This window comes from Flavobacterium labens (genome assembly GCF_048286755.1).
In the GTDB taxonomy this organism is placed as follows: domain Bacteria; phylum Bacteroidota; class Bacteroidia; order Flavobacteriales; family Flavobacteriaceae; genus Flavobacterium.
In genome coordinates this window covers 233,579-249,808 of record NZ_JBLVPL010000003.1, presented here as the reverse complement: position 1 = coordinate 249,808, position 16,230 = coordinate 233,579, and the positions used below count along the sequence as shown (strand labels likewise).

Below are 16,230 nucleotides of genomic sequence, written 5' to 3'. Positions count from 1 at the left end.
AATAAAAAAACAGCCTTTACAATAAGCAAAGGCTGTTTTTAAAAAGTATTTCTTCAAAATTGAGTATTAGTCAATAAGAGTAACCACATCCTCTTTGTTTTTTCTGACTTTTTCTAAGTTTGCTAACCAGTCATTTTCAGTATCTCTATAGCCTAATGGAAGAATTACACAACTTCTAAGACCTTTTGCTCTTAGGCCTAAAATTTCGTCTAATGCATCTGGCTCAAAACCTTCAATTGGTGTGCTGTCTACTCCTTCGAAAGCGGCTGCTGCGATAGCCATTGCAAAGGCAATATAAGCCTGTCTTGCTGCGTGCTGAAAGTTAACTTCGGCATCTTTTTGCGGATAGGCATTTAACAACATCTGACGGTAATTTTCAAAACCTTCATTTTTAAAACCTCTCACTTCATTAGTATGGTCAAATACTTTATTGATTCGCTCCGCAGTATACGTATCCCAAGCAGCAAATACTAATAAATGGGAACAATCTGTAATCACGGATTGATTCCAACCGATTGCTCTGATTTTATCCTTAATTTCTTGATTGGTTACCACCAATATTTCAAAAGGTTGCAAACCACTTGATGTAGGTGCAAGAATTGCTGCTTCGAGAATGTTATCAATCTTGTCTTGAGCTACTTTTTCTCCGTTCATCGCTTTGGCAGCATAACGCCAATTCAATTTGTCTAATAATTCCATTTTTATTGTATTAATTATTGTTCGTTTATAATGTTGCAAAAAGTTTACACTTTTATACTGTCCCATACCGCTTGAAAACTTTCTTCCAATGTTTTTTCATCTAAAGGACACAATCCCCTATTTTTCATATTCATCAAAAAAGCCATTGGATATATCGAAAAAGCATACATAAGATAAGGTGAAATATCCTTCAGAATACCGTCTTCTTTCCCTTTCATCCATAAATCAAAAAGTGGCGTCAGGAATTGTAATCCTTCTAGTCTTGTTATTTCATCAATCATAGGCGTATTATCACATTGCGATAAAAAAGAAGCTTCTTCTTGATGAGTCAATTTATACTGTGCCATGTTGAACCAAATTTTTTTAAACCTAACCACCACAGATTCCTGAAGATTATAATCTGAAAAGGCCGCTTCAGCAAAAGATGATTTAACTGTGATATATAATTGACTAACTAAATCTTGTTTACTTTGAAAAAACAGATATATAGTGGCGGGAGAAACAGCTGCAATTTTAGCGATTTTAGCCATTGAAGCTCCTTGAATCCCTCCATTATTAACTAAGGTCAAAGTAGCTTTCAAGAGAGCAGTCCGTTTGTCAATACTTTTTTGAAGTTGCGCCATGTTTGTTATTGTTTTTATTTTTCTAATAAAAAAGTACTCTTTCAAAAAATGCTCAAAAATACATTTGCACTAAAATCACATTTAAAAGGCAAAGATACCATAAAAAAGAATGAACGTTCATAAATTATGATTTGTTTAATATTAAAAGTTTGTTAAGGAAAGGAAAATCACTTCGATAAATCGAGTTCAATTTTGGGACTATTTTTAAAATTTAGCTGAGTATGGTAATAAGGAAATTATATTAATTAAAATTACCCTCTGAACCAGTTTATAAAAAATGCATAACTTCATTAAAACGAAAGATTAAAAATTCACTGAATGCTTTAATTTTTATTAAAATTATGTTAAAAAAAAATTAAACACTTGTTTAAATTAAACACTTGTTTAGTTTTGTTTAACGAAAATTCGATTCCATTGAAAAGTAATTTTAACGATAAACAAATTCAAATCCTCGAAGTTGCAGAAACACTTTTTGCAGAGAAAGGATTTGATGGTACTTCCATTCGAAACATAGCAAAAGTGGCAAAAATCAATATTGCCATGGTTTCGTATTATTTTGGTTCCAAAGAACGACTACTGGAATCGCTTATTGTATACAGAACTTCGGATCTTAAAAATCAATTAGAAAATTTACTACTGGAAGACCTTGAACCTATTGACAAAATCAATAAGCTGATCGAACTCTACATCAATAGAATCAATAGTAATCGAGGTATTTATAGGATTTTACACTTCGAATTCACTTCCAAAAAGAGAGAACAAAATCTCCAGGCTTTTTCTGAATTAAAAAAAGGAAATTTAAAATCCCTTGAAACCATTATCGAGGAAGGTCAGAAAAAAGGCATTTTCAGAAAAGATGTTATTATTCCGCTTATCACACCCACCATTTTAGGGACTTTCTTTCATTTTCACATGAATAAACCTTTCTTCGAAAATTTATTGAACTTAAAAACCGAAGATTTATACAATAATTACATCAAAACCAATTTGACAAAGCACATTCAACAAACTATAAAAGCACTTCTGATATATGAAAGTTAGTCAATTAATGCTCTTTGGGATTTTCTTTATTGGAATTTCATCTGTAGCAGCACAAGAAAAAACAAGTTTAACATTGAACGAAGCCATTAATTTGGCTTGGACCAAAAGCAATGAAGTTACGCTGGCTAATACTAAAGTGAAAACTAAAAAGTACGAGCTGCAATCCACAAAAAACAATCAATATCCAGATTTGAAACTTTCAGGTCAATACCAACGATTGGCAAATGCATCGGTAGATTTTAAAATCAATCAAAATAATTCCAGTTCACAAGAACCGCTTCCTATTGTTAATCAACTGATGACTGGACAGTTAAACGCCAGTGTTCCTGTATTCTCAGGTTTTAAAATCCAAAATAGCATCAAAGCTTATGAGAATCTTTATGAAGCTGAAATGGCAACTGCATCACAAACAAAAGAAGAAATAGCGTTGCGGGTAATTGATTATTATGCGGGTTTATACAAAGCACAGAAAACAATTGAACTGCTGAAAGAAAATCAAAAAAGTGCACAACAACGTGTAAATGATTTTATTGAGTTAGAAAAAAATGGAATTATTCCTAAAAACGATCTTTTAAAATCACAATTACAAGCCTCGAAAATCCAATTGTCATTAGACGAAACAAATAATAATTTAAAAATTATTAATTTTTATTTAGTTACACTTTTAAAATTAAATCCAGATACCAAACTGGAGATTCGTGAAAGTGATTTTGCTGATTTTCAAATGACTAATATCCCAATCAATGAAATACCGGCATTAGAAAATCGCAAGGATTTAGAAGCGATTAGGTTTAAAGGAAAAGCAAGTGAAGCCAATATAAAAATAGCCAAAGGATCCTATTATCCAGCAATTGCCATTATTGGCGGTTATACTGCATTGGATTTGAGCAATGTAATCACTGTTCAAAATGCAATGAATATAGGTGTGGGTATTTCCTATGACTTAAGCGCCATTCTTAAAAATGGAACATTGGTAAAACTGGCTGAAAATAAATTTCTTGAAGTACAAAACTCTGAAGCTATACTAACGGATTATATTAAAGTTCAGGTACAAAAAGCAATTGAAGATTACGATTTAGCTTTGAAACAAAATGTAGTTTACGGACAGGCAGTAGAACAATCTTCGGAAAATTACCGAATCATAAAAGATAAATATGACAATGGACTTTCGGATACGAATGATTTATTGGAAGCTGATGTAGAGCAACTAAGTTCAAAAATCAATAAAGCATTGGCACAAGCAAATACCATTCAAAAATACTACGAGTTACTGTCGGTAACTGGTCAATTATCTCAAACCTTTACTATTTCAAAAAACTAATCATACCTACCATGGAAAAGAAAAAAACAAATACAAAATTTATTATTATCCTAGTGGCTTTGGTAGTTTTAGGTGGAACTTACGGAACTTATAAATACATGCATTCCTTAGCTCACGAAGAAACAGACGATGCACAAATTGAAAAAAATATGAATCCTATTATTCCAAGAGTTTCCGGATATGTGGATAAAGTATACATCAAAGACAATGATTTTGTAAAGAAAGGCGATACCCTTTTTACTATCGACAAAAGAGATTACCAACTAAAAATTGAAGAGGCAAATGCTGCTATGGTTGGCGCTGAAGGTAATTTTGAAGTTTCTAAAGCTGATATTGGAAGTGCTTTGGCTAACATTTCAGTTTCTGATGCTAACGTGCAATCTGCGGGTGGAAATATCGAATCGGCAAAAATTAGATTGGATCGCATCACAAGTGATTACAACAGATATAACAATTTGTACAAAAGTCATTCGATTACAAAACAACAATACGAGCAAGCTTTGGCTGCAAAACTGGAAGCAGAAAGCCAAGTACGTGTTTTACAACAACAACAAAGAGCTACTGCTTTTCAAAAATCGGTTATTGTAGCTAAATCAAAGGTTTCAGGTAAACAAACTGAAGTGGCTGCTGCTAATATCAAAAGAGCCAAAGCATTACTTGATGCGGCAAAATTGAATTTAACCTACACTGCTATCACTGCTGCGATTGACGGTCAGGTTTCAAAAATTGATATTCAGCCGGGACAATTAGTGCAACCGGGACAATCGTTATTTTATATTATCAATAACAAAGAAGCTTGGGTAATTGCTAATTTCAAAGAAACGCAATTGAACAAAATGGTAATTGGTCAAAAAGTAACTGTAAAAGTGGATGCGTATCCTGGATATGATTTTCAAGGTTCAATCACTTCATTTTCACCGGCTACTGGCTCTCGTTTTTCATTGCTTCCACCTGATAATGCTACAGGAAACTTTGTAAAAACAATCCAAAGATTACCCGTTAAAATAAGTTTGAACACATCAAATGATCCTGAAAAAATAAAATTACTTCGTCCGGGAATGAATGTGGATGTAGATGTACATTTAAAATAAATTCATCCTTTTGGTAATTTCCAAAATGGCAAAAACGGTAATACTTTTAAGAAAATGATAGTTTACACTTTAGTATAAAATGGTACAAACAGGAGAAGATGATTTAGTAGAATATGGCTTTAGGAGAGTCATAATTACCATTACAGCCGTTCTTTGTGCTATGCTTGAAATTGTAGATACTACAATTGTAAATGTAGCTTTAAACAATATGCGAGGCAGCCTAGGTGCATCCCTTACTGATGTGGCATGGGTGATAACGGCTTATGCTATTGCAAATGTGATTGTGATTCCTATGACGAGTTGGTTGTCACAACAATTTGGACGTCGGAATTATTTTGCGGTTTCTATTATTATTTTTACGGTCGCTTCCTTTTTATGTGGGAATGCCAATAATATTTGGGAATTAGTTGCTTTTAGATTCATTCAAGGGTTAGGCGGTGGCGCTTTATTAGTTACTGCACAAACCATAATTACCGAAAGTTATCCTGTTGCCAAAAGAGGAATGGCACAAGCTATTTACGGAATGGGAGTTATTGTAGGACCTACTCTTGGTCCGCCTTTAGGAGGTTATATTGTAGATCATTTTTCATGGCCGTATATCTTTTACATCAACATTCCTATCGGGATTATCGCTACTTTACTGACGCTCTCTTTTGTAAAAAGCCCTAAATATGGCGACAAACTAAAAGCCAGTCAGGTCGATTGGTGGGGAATATTTCTCTTAACGGCTTTTATTGGTTCGTTACAATATGTTTTGGAACACGGACAACAAGACGATTGGTTCAATAATAGTACGATTGTGTTGTTATCTGTCATTTCAGTTTTTGGTTTATTGCTCTTTATTTGGAGAGAACTCACCTATAAACATCCTATTGTAAACTTAAGAGTCCTTAAAGATACCAACTTAAGAGTAGGGACTATCATGTGTTTTATTCTAGGTTTCGGATTGTATGGTTCTACCTTTATCATTCCTATTTACACGCAATCCGTGTTAGGTTGGAGTGCTTTGGATGCAGGTTTATTGTTGATTCCAAGTTCTATTACTACCGGAATTATGATGCCGTTCATTGGTAAAATGATTCAGCGTGGCGTACCGCAAGCCTATATGGTGGCTGCCGGATTTTTGTTGTTTTTCTTCTTTACGTATTGGATGCAACTGGTAATTACACCTGATTCTGGTGAAGAACATTTATATTGGCCGTTGATATTAAGAGGAATTGGACTCGGATTGTTATTTGTTCCTATTTCTACGCTTTCATTGTCTACTTTAAAAGGTAAAAGTATTGGCGAAGGTGCTGCTTTTACGGGAATGATGAGACAATTAGGAGGTTCTTTTGGTATTGCCATTATCACCACTTTTATCGCCAGATTCAATCAGGAACACCGTGTAAATCTTATTTCGCATCTTAATGTGACTTCATTTGAAGTACAAAAAACAGTGCAACAACTGAAAATGGGATTCATGTCCAAAGGCTATTCTGAAAATGAAGCTTTGGCAAAAGCCTATAAAGCAATCGAATATAAGGTAATGGTACAAAGTTCCGTACTCTCATACATGGACATCTTTTTGTACTTAGGAGCATTATTTTTATTTTGTATTCCTTTTATACTTTTGATAAAAAAAGGAAAAAACAAAATCAATCCTGCCGATGCTATGCATTAATTTTAAAATTTTAACATAAAAAAACGCCGTTATCATAATGAAAACGGCGTTTTTTTTATTTGTTTAAAAGCTATTATCTGGTAAAAACCAAATTATTTCCTTCCGATAAATTAGCATCAAATTGATAGCCATCGTAATTAAAACCTTTTAAATCTTCTATCGTGTGAGCGTTGGTATCAATAATATATCGCACCATCATTCCTCTCGCCTTCTTGGCAAAAAAACTGATTATTTTTAATTTTCCATTTTTGTAATCTTTAAATTCTGGAATAATGACTGGAACTTTCAACGCCTTGACATCAATTGCCGAAAAATATTCCGTACTCGCTAAATTAACAAACAACTCTCCATCTTCAAGTTCTTTATTTAAAGCCTTTGTAATTATTGGCTTCCAAAATTCATACAGGTTTTTGCTTTCGCCAATGGGTAATTTTGTTCCCATTTCCAATCGGTATGCCTGAATCAAATCTAACGGTTTCAACAATCCGTACAAACCGGAAAGGATTCTTAAACGATCCTGTAAAGTTTCAATTTTTTTTTCAGAAATCGAATAAGCGTCTAATCCAATGTATACATCTCCGTCAAAAGTATACACTGCCGGACGTGCATTTGAAGTTGTAAAAGGTGTTTTCCAATCTTGATTTCGCTTCCAATTTAAATCAGCCAGTTTATCCGAAATGCTCATTAAATCGGATAAATCAGCAGGCTTTTTCTCTTTTAAAACTTTGTGAACTTGTCGCGATTCTTTTAAAAATAGGGGTTCGGTGTGAAGTTTAGTTGGTAATTCTTTTTCAAAATTTAAAGACTTGGCTGGCGATATTACAATTTTCATACACAATACTCTTTCGAGCTCTTTTATTAATTCTCCCAAAAGTAGTAATTGAAATTAAGAAAACAAGAAAGTTTAAATTGATTTGTTTAATAGTGTCATAGATAATGAAAATTGTTCCCTAATTTAATTATTTTTGATTTGTAAACTAACCAACCTATTTTTCTTTAACTATGAACCCTATTGAAATTAGAAAAGCTACACTATCAGATTTGGAAACAATTCAAAAGATAAGTATTCAAACTTTTACAGAGACTTTTGCAGCTGTAAATACACCCGAAAATATTGACAATTATATAAAAGACAGCTTAAATACGGAACGGTTAACGGCTGAATTAAACAATCTAAACTCACAGTTTTATATCGCGTACTCAAATGATGATATAGTGGGTTATCTAAAAATAAACTTTGGTGACGCGCAAACAGAATCTTTCAATGAAAATGCTTTAGAAGTACAACGGATTTATGTTTTGCAAAATTTTCACGGAAAAAATATTGGACAGCTTTTACTAGACGAAGTAAAAAAAATTGCGAAAAGTACTGGTGTTGATTCTGTGTGGCTGGGAGTTTGGGAAGAAAATCACAGAGCAATTCGATTTTATACCAAAAATGGATTTGTTGTCTTTGACAAACACGTTTTTATCATGGGAAATGATGAGCAAACCGATTTATTGATGCAACTTTTAATACAATAATACATGACCAAAACGTTATCCTCTGAAACAGAAAAACCAGTCAGAATCTTAAATGCTGCCGTAATTGTAGCCGCATTGGGTTATTTTGTTGATATTTATGATTTATTGCTTTTTGGAATCGTTCGTACCGATAGTCTAAAAGATTTAGGAATAACTGGTGATGCTATCAGGAATCAAGGAGAATTTTTGATTAGTATGCAAATGTTCGGGATGCTCTTTGGCGGTATTCTTTGGGGGATCTTGGGCGATAAAAAAGGACGAATTTCTGTTTTATTTGGTTCTATTTTGATTTATTCGGTGGCCAATATTGCTAACGGAATGGTAACCACCGTTGATGGATATGCGTTCTGGAGATTAATAGCAGGAATTGGTCTTGCTGGAGAATTAGGCGCTGGAATCACTTTGGTAACCGAAAGTTTACCCAAAGAAAAACGAGGGTACGGGACGATGATTGTAGCATCTGTAGGTGTTTCTGGAGCAGTAGTTGCTTATTTAGTCTACCAGATTTTCCAAGATTGGCGTTTGTGTTATTATGCAGGAGGCGTTTTAGGACTTCTTTTATTATTCTTACGAATCAGTATTTCTGAATCGGGAATGTTCAAAAAAGTACAAGAAAGTGACGAAAAGAAAGGTGATTTCCTTTCTTTATTTACCAATAAAAAACGCTTTTCAAAATACGTACAATGCATTCTTATTGGAATTCCGTTGTGGTTTTTAGTAGGCGTATTAATCACTTTCTCACCGGAATTTGCTAAAGCATTAGGTGTTCAGGGTTTTGAAACGATTGCAGCAGGAAAAGCAATTGCCTGGTGTTACGGTGGATTGGTTTTTGGAGATATTGCCAGCGGATTGTTAAGTCAATGGTTGAAAAGTCGAAAAAAAGTAATGTACTTGTTTCTAGCTTTTAATCTGATTATGGTTTTTATGTTCCTAAATGCATTTGGAATTACAGCATCCACTTTTTATCTCCTTTGTTTTATCATGGGATTTTCTGTTGGATATTGGGTACTGTTTGTCACTATAGCAGCAGAACAATTTGGAACCAATATTCGCGCAACGGTGACTACGACGGTTCCAAATTTTGTTCGGGGTTCACTTCCACTGATTATTATCATTTATGGCTTTTTCAGAGACTCTGTTTTTGATGGGGACATCTTGAAATCTGCCATGATTGTTGGAACACTCTTATCGATAATTTCAATTTTGGCTCTTTGGAAATTAAAAGAAACTTTCCATACGGATTTGAATTACTCAGAACAGGACCACAAACTTTTGTATAGCCATAATTCAAATAGTATTATTTAATATCAAAAAATTAAACATTCAGTGATTAAGATTCATTGAGCAATAAAACTTAATTTCTTGATGCTAAAAAATAATTTATAATTTTAAATTGTTACTTTTTTAAGCAACTTAAAAAACCTATTTGGCTTATTTTTGTACCAAACAGTATCAAAAACTATGAAACAGGATATAATTATTGTTGGAGCTGGACTAGCGGGATTATCTGCAGCAGTTCATTTACAACGTCAAGGACGAAGTGTACTCATTTTAGAAGCAAGTGATCGTGCGGGTGGAAGAATAAAAACTGATTTACATGAAGGTTTTCTTTTAGACAGAGGCTTCCAAGTACTGCTGACGGCTTATCCTGAAACTAAAGCGTTACTCAATTATAGCGATTTAAAATTAAAAAAAATGTTGCCAGGAGCGACCGTACTTTATGACGGCGGCAGTTTTGAAATTGCAGATCCATTCAGAAGACCTTCTGCTGCATTGGCAACGCTTTTTGCTCCCGTTGGTACTTTAAAAGATAAAATTAATACTCTTTGGTTAAAGAATAAACTTCAAAAATTAACGATTGACGAAATTTTCGAACAACCGGAACAAACTACTCTAAAACAACTGGCTGATTATGGTTTTAGCACAAAAATGATTCAACGTTTTTATGCTCCATTTCTTTCTGGAATCTTTCTGGAAAATGAGTTAAGTACTTCCAACAGAATGTTCGACTTTGTAATGAAAATGTTTTCAGATGGTGATGTAGCTGTTCCTGCTTTAGGAATGGAAGAAATACCAAAACAGTTAGTCGCCATGCTTCCCGAAGGCAGTATTCAATGCAATACAAAAGTGGCTTCTATTGACGGAAATAAAGTAATTACTGAAAATGGAACCGTTATGGAAGCCAACCAAATCCTTTTGGCAACGACCGCAAATAACCTTACCCAGAAATTCTTCCCGAAACAAAAAATGACTTCGCATCAGGTCACTAACATCTATTTTGAAGCAAATGAAGCACCTACTAAAAAAGCAGTTGTCATTTTGAATGCTTCAACCACAAAGAAATGGGTGAATAATTTGACTGTGATGTCTAATGTTTCTAAAGCTTATGCTCCAAAAGGAAAAGTACTTATTTCCATTTCCTATAATGGAATCCCAACTCTTGATGATGCGACTTTAGCTGCAAACATGAAACATGAATTGAAACAATGGTACGGCGAAAAAATAAATTCATGGAAAATGCTGAAGGCGTATCGTATTGAATATGCTTTGCCAAATCAGAAAAGTGTGCAGAATGAAATTAATCCTGGGGAGATAAAAATCTCTGATACGCTATTTATTTGTGGAGACTATCTTCTGAATGGTTCGATCAATGCCGCCTTAAAAACAGGGCGATTAGCAGCGGAAGCGATGAAAATTTAATTCGTAGGTTTATCTAAACGCCAATAAAACTTGTATTATAATTTTGGTTCAGATTTTAAGTACATGAAATATTCGAAAAATGGAATACTTATTTTTTAGTACGGGCCGGAGCAATATTTTTTTTTTTAATCACTACTTAATTTGGCAAAAATTAATACTTATGTTTAAAAAAATAAGAGTTTTTGCACTAAATTTTTAAATTCCATCAAAAATATTGATCTTTGCACAATTTTAATTTTTTGAAAATTAAGAAAATAAAATAAAAACCCAATTTGGTTATCAAGAACAATCCCTTCAATAAAAATATTATATGAAATTATTTCTCACCTTTTTTCTTTCCATCGTATTAAATGTAGGTTATTCACAATCAACCAATACTTATTTTGAAAAGATTAGAGACAATGAAGCGGAACTAACTGCTTTCTTTTCTCAAATGCCAAAAGGAGGCGATTTACACCACCATTATTCTGGTTCTATTTATGCCGAGCCATTATTACAACATGCTATTGCTGATAATTTTTATCTCAATACAGAAACAATGGATGTTTTAAAGGAAAGACCATCAACAGGAAACTGGCAGCAATTTTCAACATTAAAAAGCAACGGAACATTAGACGTTTACAAGCAAAAAATCATGCAAAAATGGTCTGTAAAAGACTATAATTATGTGGATTACCCATCAGATAAATTGTTTTTTGAATCCTTTATGAAGTTTGAACCGGCCATCAAAGGGAATTTTGGACAAGGATTATTAGAACTAAAAAATAGAGCTATTTCAGAAAATGTAAGTTATATCGAAACGCAATTATCTACGATTCCAACTGTAATGAACACGGATGATTTAACGCAATTCAATTCTAGATTGCGAAAATTAGCTTTGGCAAAAGACGAAAAAGCCATTACTAAATCGCTTGATTCGCTATACAATTCATTACTAAAAAAAGATGCTGAATCCTATGCCAAAACATTCAATACTGATTTTGTAGCAAAGCTTCACAACGACCTTAAAATTGATGATAAACAATTTACGATGCGTTATCAAAATTTTGTCTTGCGTTTCATGGAACCTGTAGATTTATTCAAAAATCTGGTAATCGCATTCATTTCGGCAGATGGAAGTCCGCTGATGGCGGGTGTCAACATTGTTTCTCCGGAAGATGGCGAAAACTCGATGAAAGATTATTGGTTGCACATGATGATGTTTAAATACTGTCATTCCCGTTATCCAAATGTAAAATACACGATGCATGCCGGTGAGCTGACGCTAGGTTTAGTGCAACCTGAAGAATTGACATGGCACATTGGAGCGGCCGTTTATACAGCTGGAGCTAATCGTATCGGTCATGGAGTTGATATGGCGTACGAGAAAGATTCCTATAATTTATTGCGCTACATGGCTAAAAAAACCATTCCTATCGAAATTAACTTAGTGAGTAACGAATTCATTTTGAAAGTGAAAGAAAGCCGTCATCCATTAAAATTGTATAAAGAATTTGGCGTACCAATTGTAATCAGTACCGATGATGCAGGGATTTTGCGTACGAATATGACTGAGCAATATGTTTTGTTAGCCAAAAGATATAAAAACGTTTCATACACCGATATCAAGCAATATGTATATAATAGCATAGACTATAGTTTTATAAAAGATAAAACTGTAAAAAAGCAATTGCTAAAAGATTTAGACTCCAGATTTAAGACTTTCGAAGCTAATTTTCCAATGAAATAAATCATTGATAAAGATAAAAAAGAACAAATTAAAATTATTTTTCCTTAAAAAAAGCTCCTAATTGGGGCTTTTTTTATGTTTTTCGAATTGTTATTTTTATTATATTTGACATTACCTACTTGATTATTAAATATTTAAACACCAAATATTTGCAAATAGCATTTCTTTATTTTAATTATTTACAAACATGATAAATTATTAAAAATGAGTAGATCTTTAATCTGGTACTGCCGAAGACATCCGTTGTTATACAAAATACGGTTTAGATTACTTTCTAAAAAGGCCACTTTTGATAGGATTGAAAGTTTTTGTTACAATAGCTTAAACAAGACTAGGGATATACCCGATATTTATTTTGAACTAAATCCATTCATTTTTAAAAATAAAAAAGCTGTTATAAGCGATCTTGATAAAGCGAAACAAATAGCTATTTGGTTGAGAAACTACATAAAAGGAGGACCTGGATTAGGTAAATCCTCTGATTCAACCTTAAGAAAAATGATAAATGGCGAAGGTGGCGTTTGTAGTGATTTTTCTCAAGTTTATAATAATTTCTGTGTCATAAACGATTTAAAAGTAAAAGAATGGGGATTAAAGATAGTATCAAACGACCCTTGTATTAAAGGTGGACATGCTTTTAATGAAATCTATTCTAAGGAATTAGATAAATGGGTTTTAATTGATGTTTCTAAATCAGTTCTTTTTTATTCCATAAATCAACCCGTTCCATTATCAGTTTTTGATCTTATACATTTAAAAAAGCAAAAACAAAAAATCTGTTTTTCCAGTTTTAACGAAAAAACGATTACCGATACTAAAAGAATTACCGATTTATATATCACTTCTAATGCTTATCCTTTTGTAATTACAAATTATCACAACAAAACCTATGACTCTTATTTAAACACACTAAAATTCCTGCCTGGACCTTTCATTCATGGAATACTGTTTCTTATTGGGAAAAGCTATTTTTTTGAGTTTCCTGTTCATTAATCAATTCATCACATCCCTTTATCTAAGTTTACATCAAAAAAAATCCGCTCGAAAGCGGATTCTTTATTATAATAGAATACTCTGTTCATTATTTTGGATTTAAGATTAACTCAATTCTTTTAATCACATCTTCATAATGGTATTTCGTTTCTGCATTTACAGCTTTGGCTTTAGCAACTGATAAAGTAGATTTTAAAGCAGTCAATTCGCCTCTGACCAATCCTCTCACATCTGATTGTGCTACATTATAATAGTCCGAAGGACGACCTGATTTAATTTCTTCTTTCATCAGGTAACTCATTCTTTCTAGATAAGCACGTTGCAAATTTCTTCTATAAATAGTCACATTCGAACCTAAACCAGCTTCTTTCCAAATTCCTCTGCGCATATCACCCAGTAAATCCAATGCTTTATAATTAGCAGTACCCATTATTTCCGCATCCATTAATCGGCCAATACGCTCAAAACTCATTACACTATTCAAATGTCTGGCTTGTAAATTTCTAAAACGTTCTGTGTATCCTGAGTAATCAATGTTTTTCAACGTGCTCACATTCACCAACCAAGTTGGAGAAGCAAAAGCATTGGCTTGTAACCATTGCATTGCTTCTTGTTGCTTTGCTTTGGGTACAATATCATAAATACTTCCTTTTTGGTTGGGTTTTTTTGTAGCTTCATAAACGCCTCCTACATTAGTCACCACATGTCCTACATACCTGCTCCAAACGTCCATCATCTCTTTGTACAACTCATCTAAATCTTCGTAATTATTGGTGACATCACTAGTCCATTCTGATAAATGTGCAGCTACATATTGCAAGTTTTTAAGTCCGTAAGTACCCGCTTTCATTGAATTATTTCCAATATCCTCCGTTTGTGAAGATGGGTCAAAACTACTGCTCTGTTTCCCAAATTTATAAATAGGATTTTCGGCTTTTTCCATAATCCATTTGTCTAATGTTGGGACTTCTACCTCTGGTGAAGTCGCATTTGGGATAACTCTGTATCCCCAATTAGTGGCATAATGATCGTAAGGTCCCATTTGGCGAATGAAACGAACGTTTTTATCACCAGGTTGTGCGATGTAATTAAAACGGGCATAATCCATCAAACTGGCCGCGATTCCATTTTTCTGTGTAAACTCACCATTTCTGTAATTTTCAGTGTCATACGCGCAACTCGCACCCATGTTATGAGGAAAACCAAGGGCATGGCCTACTTCGTGAGCGATAACCATACGCATCATTTCGCCCATTTCTTCATCACTCGTATTCAATGTTCTGGCCGAAGGATTTGCCGCTCCGGTTTCTAACAAATAGCGATTTCTGTACGAACGCAAATGATTGTGGTACCAAATTACATCACTCTCGATAATTTCTCCAGTTCTGGGATCAGAAACACTTGGTCCAACCGCATTTCGTGTCGTACTCGCCACGTAACGAATTACGGAATAACGGATGTCTTCCGGGCTAAAATCAGGATCTTGTTCCTTCGTTGGTGCGTCTTTGGCAATAATTGCATTTTTAAAACCAGCTGTTTCAAAAGGCTTTTGCCAATCTTCAATTCCTTGCTTGATGTACTTGCGTAATTTTTCAGGCGTAGCAGGATCTAAATAATAGACAATAGGTTTTATCGGTTCTACCAGTTCGCCTTTTGCGTAAGCGATAGGATCTTTAGGCTCTAATCTCCAACGGCGGATAAAGGTTTTGCTGTCGGATTTTAATTCATTGCTTCCATAATCGATTTGATCCATCGTAAACCATCCAACTCGCGGATCTGCTAATCGGGGTTGCATTGGTTTTTCAGGCAATAAAATCATCGACTGATTCATTTGAATACTAATCGTTTCTGAATCTTCCTGAACAGGTGGTTTAGAAGCATTATATGTGAAATCCTGAATCACTTCAATGTTCATCGGAAAACTTTTCATCGTATTGATAAAACTGCGGGAATCATCCATCCCTTTGACTTTGTAGGTTTCTCTCATTTCTGCCGATAAACCGCTGATGGCTCTCACATCGGTACCATAAAATTTAGTCACATCAATTACTGTATTTGCTGAATCTTTGCTGAATGCGACAATATCGAAAGCAAATAAAGTAGGCTCATAATTATTGGATTTTACCGAAATGCTGATAGGTAAACTGTCATTAGCAACAGCACTAAATGATTTTAACTTGATAAGGATTTTATCCTGAAAACGCTGCCAAACAATTAATTGCTCATTGGTTTCGGAACCTGCGTTTACATATCCGCCACCTAAATTAGAAGGCAGTTTAGATAAACGGCTCACCAAAAGCATGTCTTTATCCAAGTATTTATTAGGGATTTCGAAGAAATATTTTTTATCTACTTTATGAACAATAAATAATCCATCGTCAGAAATAGCATCTTTTGTAATGACCTTGCTGTATTCCTTAATCGTGGCTTCTGGTTTCTTTTCCGGTGGCGGAACTACTGCAGCATTTTTATCTTTTTTCTTTTTGGACTGTGCAAATTGGGTGGTAGGCACAAGCATCGCCGCAGCAATTGCGGTTAAAATGAAAAGTTTCTTCATTTAATGGTTATTTAGTGGTTAATCAATATCAAAAATAAATTTTAGTGCCAGTAAATTGAATAGTATTCATTGGTTTAACTTTTAATTAACAACCATTCAAAACTTTTTAAGAAGTTTTAAAGCTATTCCATTTCTAGCTTAATTTTAGTTAGAATCCTTTTTTTATTACTTTTGGGAATAGTTTTTTTGCAATTAATACGATTCCTTGCAATCGGTATTAAAATTAAATGGAAACTGGAAATTCTTTAGAGAACTATTTACCATTTACATAGAGACTTTTAAATACTAA

At 33.8% G+C, this 16,230-nt stretch carries 13 protein-coding genes; 9 read left to right on the top strand and 4 right to left on the bottom strand.

The annotated features are described in order from the left end of the window. Positions 1–66: 66 nt before the first annotated feature. Positions 67–699, bottom strand: a complete 633-nt coding sequence (locus ACNQF8_RS10005; protein ID WP_417952219.1) for a nitroreductase family protein — start codon at positions 697–699, stop codon at positions 67–69. Positions 700–743: 44 nt separating this feature from the next. Next, on the bottom strand, positions 744–1,322 hold the full coding sequence (locus tag ACNQF8_RS10000) for a TetR/AcrR family transcriptional regulator (protein ID WP_417953306.1): 579 nt from the start codon (positions 1,320–1,322) through the stop codon (positions 744–746). Between the two features lie 414 nt (positions 1,323–1,736). On the opposite strand from ACNQF8_RS10000, the gene ACNQF8_RS09995 reads away from it, so the two are divergent. From ACNQF8_RS09995 to ACNQF8_RS09980, 4 genes are all read left to right on the top strand, one after another. Beyond that, positions 1,737–2,363, top strand: a complete 627-nt coding sequence (locus tag ACNQF8_RS09995) for a TetR/AcrR family transcriptional regulator (RefSeq protein ID WP_417952221.1) — start codon at positions 1,737–1,739, stop codon at positions 2,361–2,363. Next, on the top strand, positions 2,353–3,684 hold the full coding sequence (locus ACNQF8_RS09990; protein ID WP_417953307.1) for a TolC family protein: 1,332 nt from the start codon (positions 2,353–2,355) through the stop codon (positions 3,682–3,684). Before ACNQF8_RS09995 ends, ACNQF8_RS09990 begins: the two co-directional genes overlap by 11 nt. 11 nt (positions 3,685–3,695) lie before the next feature. Continuing rightward, positions 3,696–4,775 (top strand): HlyD family secretion protein, encoded by a 1,080-nt coding sequence (locus tag ACNQF8_RS09985; RefSeq protein WP_417952223.1) that lies wholly within the window; start codon positions 3,696–3,698, stop codon positions 4,773–4,775. Between the two features lie 79 nt (positions 4,776–4,854). Beyond that, a complete protein-coding gene (locus ACNQF8_RS09980) occupies positions 4,855–6,438 on the top strand; it encodes a DHA2 family efflux MFS transporter permease subunit (RefSeq protein WP_417953308.1) in 1,584 nt (527 codons plus the stop codon). Between the two features lie 73 nt (positions 6,439–6,511). Here the strand turns inward: ACNQF8_RS09980 and yaaA are convergent, their stop codons facing one another. Further along, positions 6,512–7,270: a peroxide stress protein YaaA gene (gene yaaA, locus ACNQF8_RS09975; RefSeq protein ID WP_417953309.1), complete on the bottom strand. Its 759-nt coding sequence runs from the start codon at positions 7,268–7,270 to the stop codon at positions 6,512–6,514. Positions 7,271–7,440: 170 nt separating this feature from the next. Between yaaA and ACNQF8_RS09970 the strand changes: the two genes are divergently transcribed. The 5 genes from ACNQF8_RS09970 to ACNQF8_RS09950 all read left to right on the top strand — a co-directional run bounded on the left by ACNQF8_RS09970 (position 7,441) and on the right by ACNQF8_RS09950 (position 13,384). Further along, positions 7,441–7,962, top strand: a complete 522-nt coding sequence (locus tag ACNQF8_RS09970; protein WP_417953310.1) for a GNAT family N-acetyltransferase — start codon at positions 7,441–7,443, stop codon at positions 7,960–7,962. Positions 7,963–7,965: 3 nt separating this feature from the next. Beyond that, a complete protein-coding gene (locus ACNQF8_RS09965; RefSeq protein ID WP_417953311.1) occupies positions 7,966–9,267 on the top strand; it encodes an MFS transporter in 1,302 nt (433 codons plus the stop codon). 156 nt (positions 9,268–9,423) lie between these two features. After that, on the top strand, positions 9,424–10,662 hold the full coding sequence (locus ACNQF8_RS09960; protein ID WP_417952228.1) for an NAD(P)/FAD-dependent oxidoreductase: 1,239 nt from the start codon (positions 9,424–9,426) through the stop codon (positions 10,660–10,662). A 310-nt stretch (positions 10,663–10,972) separates the two neighbouring features. Then, complete coding sequence (locus ACNQF8_RS09955) at positions 10,973–12,391, top strand: adenosine deaminase (RefSeq protein WP_417952229.1); 1,419 nt, start codon at positions 10,973–10,975, stop codon at positions 12,389–12,391. 204 nt (positions 12,392–12,595) lie between these two features. Further along, on the top strand, positions 12,596–13,384 hold the full coding sequence (locus ACNQF8_RS09950; RefSeq protein WP_417952230.1) for a transglutaminase-like domain-containing protein: 789 nt from the start codon (positions 12,596–12,598) through the stop codon (positions 13,382–13,384). Positions 13,385–13,472: 88 nt separating this feature from the next. Here the strand turns inward: ACNQF8_RS09950 and ACNQF8_RS09945 are convergent, their stop codons facing one another. After that, positions 13,473–15,941 carry a zinc-dependent metalloprotease gene (locus tag ACNQF8_RS09945; RefSeq protein WP_417952231.1) on the bottom strand — a complete coding sequence of 823 codons (2,469 nt, stop codon included), beginning with the start codon at positions 15,939–15,941 and terminating at the stop codon, positions 13,473–13,475. Positions 15,942–16,230: the final 289 nt, after the last annotated feature.

Coding starts and splice junctions, on each gene's coding strand:
- yaaA (WP_417953309.1), bottom strand. CDS start 7,270: ATGAAAATTGTAATATCGCCAGCCAAGTCTTTAAATTTTGAAAAAGAA.
- ACNQF8_RS09950 (WP_417952230.1), top strand. CDS start 12,596: ATGAGTAGATCTTTAATCTGGTACTGCCGAAGACATCCGTTGTTATAC.
- ACNQF8_RS10005 (WP_417952219.1), bottom strand. CDS start 699: ATGGAATTATTAGACAAATTGAATTGGCGTTATGCTGCCAAAGCGATG.
- ACNQF8_RS09985 (WP_417952223.1), top strand. CDS start 3,696: ATGGAAAAGAAAAAAACAAATACAAAATTTATTATTATCCTAGTGGCT.
- ACNQF8_RS09965 (WP_417953311.1), top strand. CDS start 7,966: ATGACCAAAACGTTATCCTCTGAAACAGAAAAACCAGTCAGAATCTTA.
- ACNQF8_RS09945 (WP_417952231.1), bottom strand. CDS start 15,941: ATGAAGAAACTTTTCATTTTAACCGCAATTGCTGCGGCGATGCTTGTG.
- ACNQF8_RS09970 (WP_417953310.1), top strand. CDS start 7,441: ATGAACCCTATTGAAATTAGAAAAGCTACACTATCAGATTTGGAAACA.
- ACNQF8_RS10000 (WP_417953306.1), bottom strand. CDS start 1,322: ATGGCGCAACTTCAAAAAAGTATTGACAAACGGACTGCTCTCTTGAAA.
- ACNQF8_RS09960 (WP_417952228.1), top strand. CDS start 9,424: ATGAAACAGGATATAATTATTGTTGGAGCTGGACTAGCGGGATTATCT.
- ACNQF8_RS09990 (WP_417953307.1), top strand. CDS start 2,353: ATGAAAGTTAGTCAATTAATGCTCTTTGGGATTTTCTTTATTGGAATT.
- ACNQF8_RS09955 (WP_417952229.1), top strand. CDS start 10,973: ATGAAATTATTTCTCACCTTTTTTCTTTCCATCGTATTAAATGTAGGT.
- ACNQF8_RS09980 (WP_417953308.1), top strand. CDS start 4,855: ATGGTACAAACAGGAGAAGATGATTTAGTAGAATATGGCTTTAGGAGA.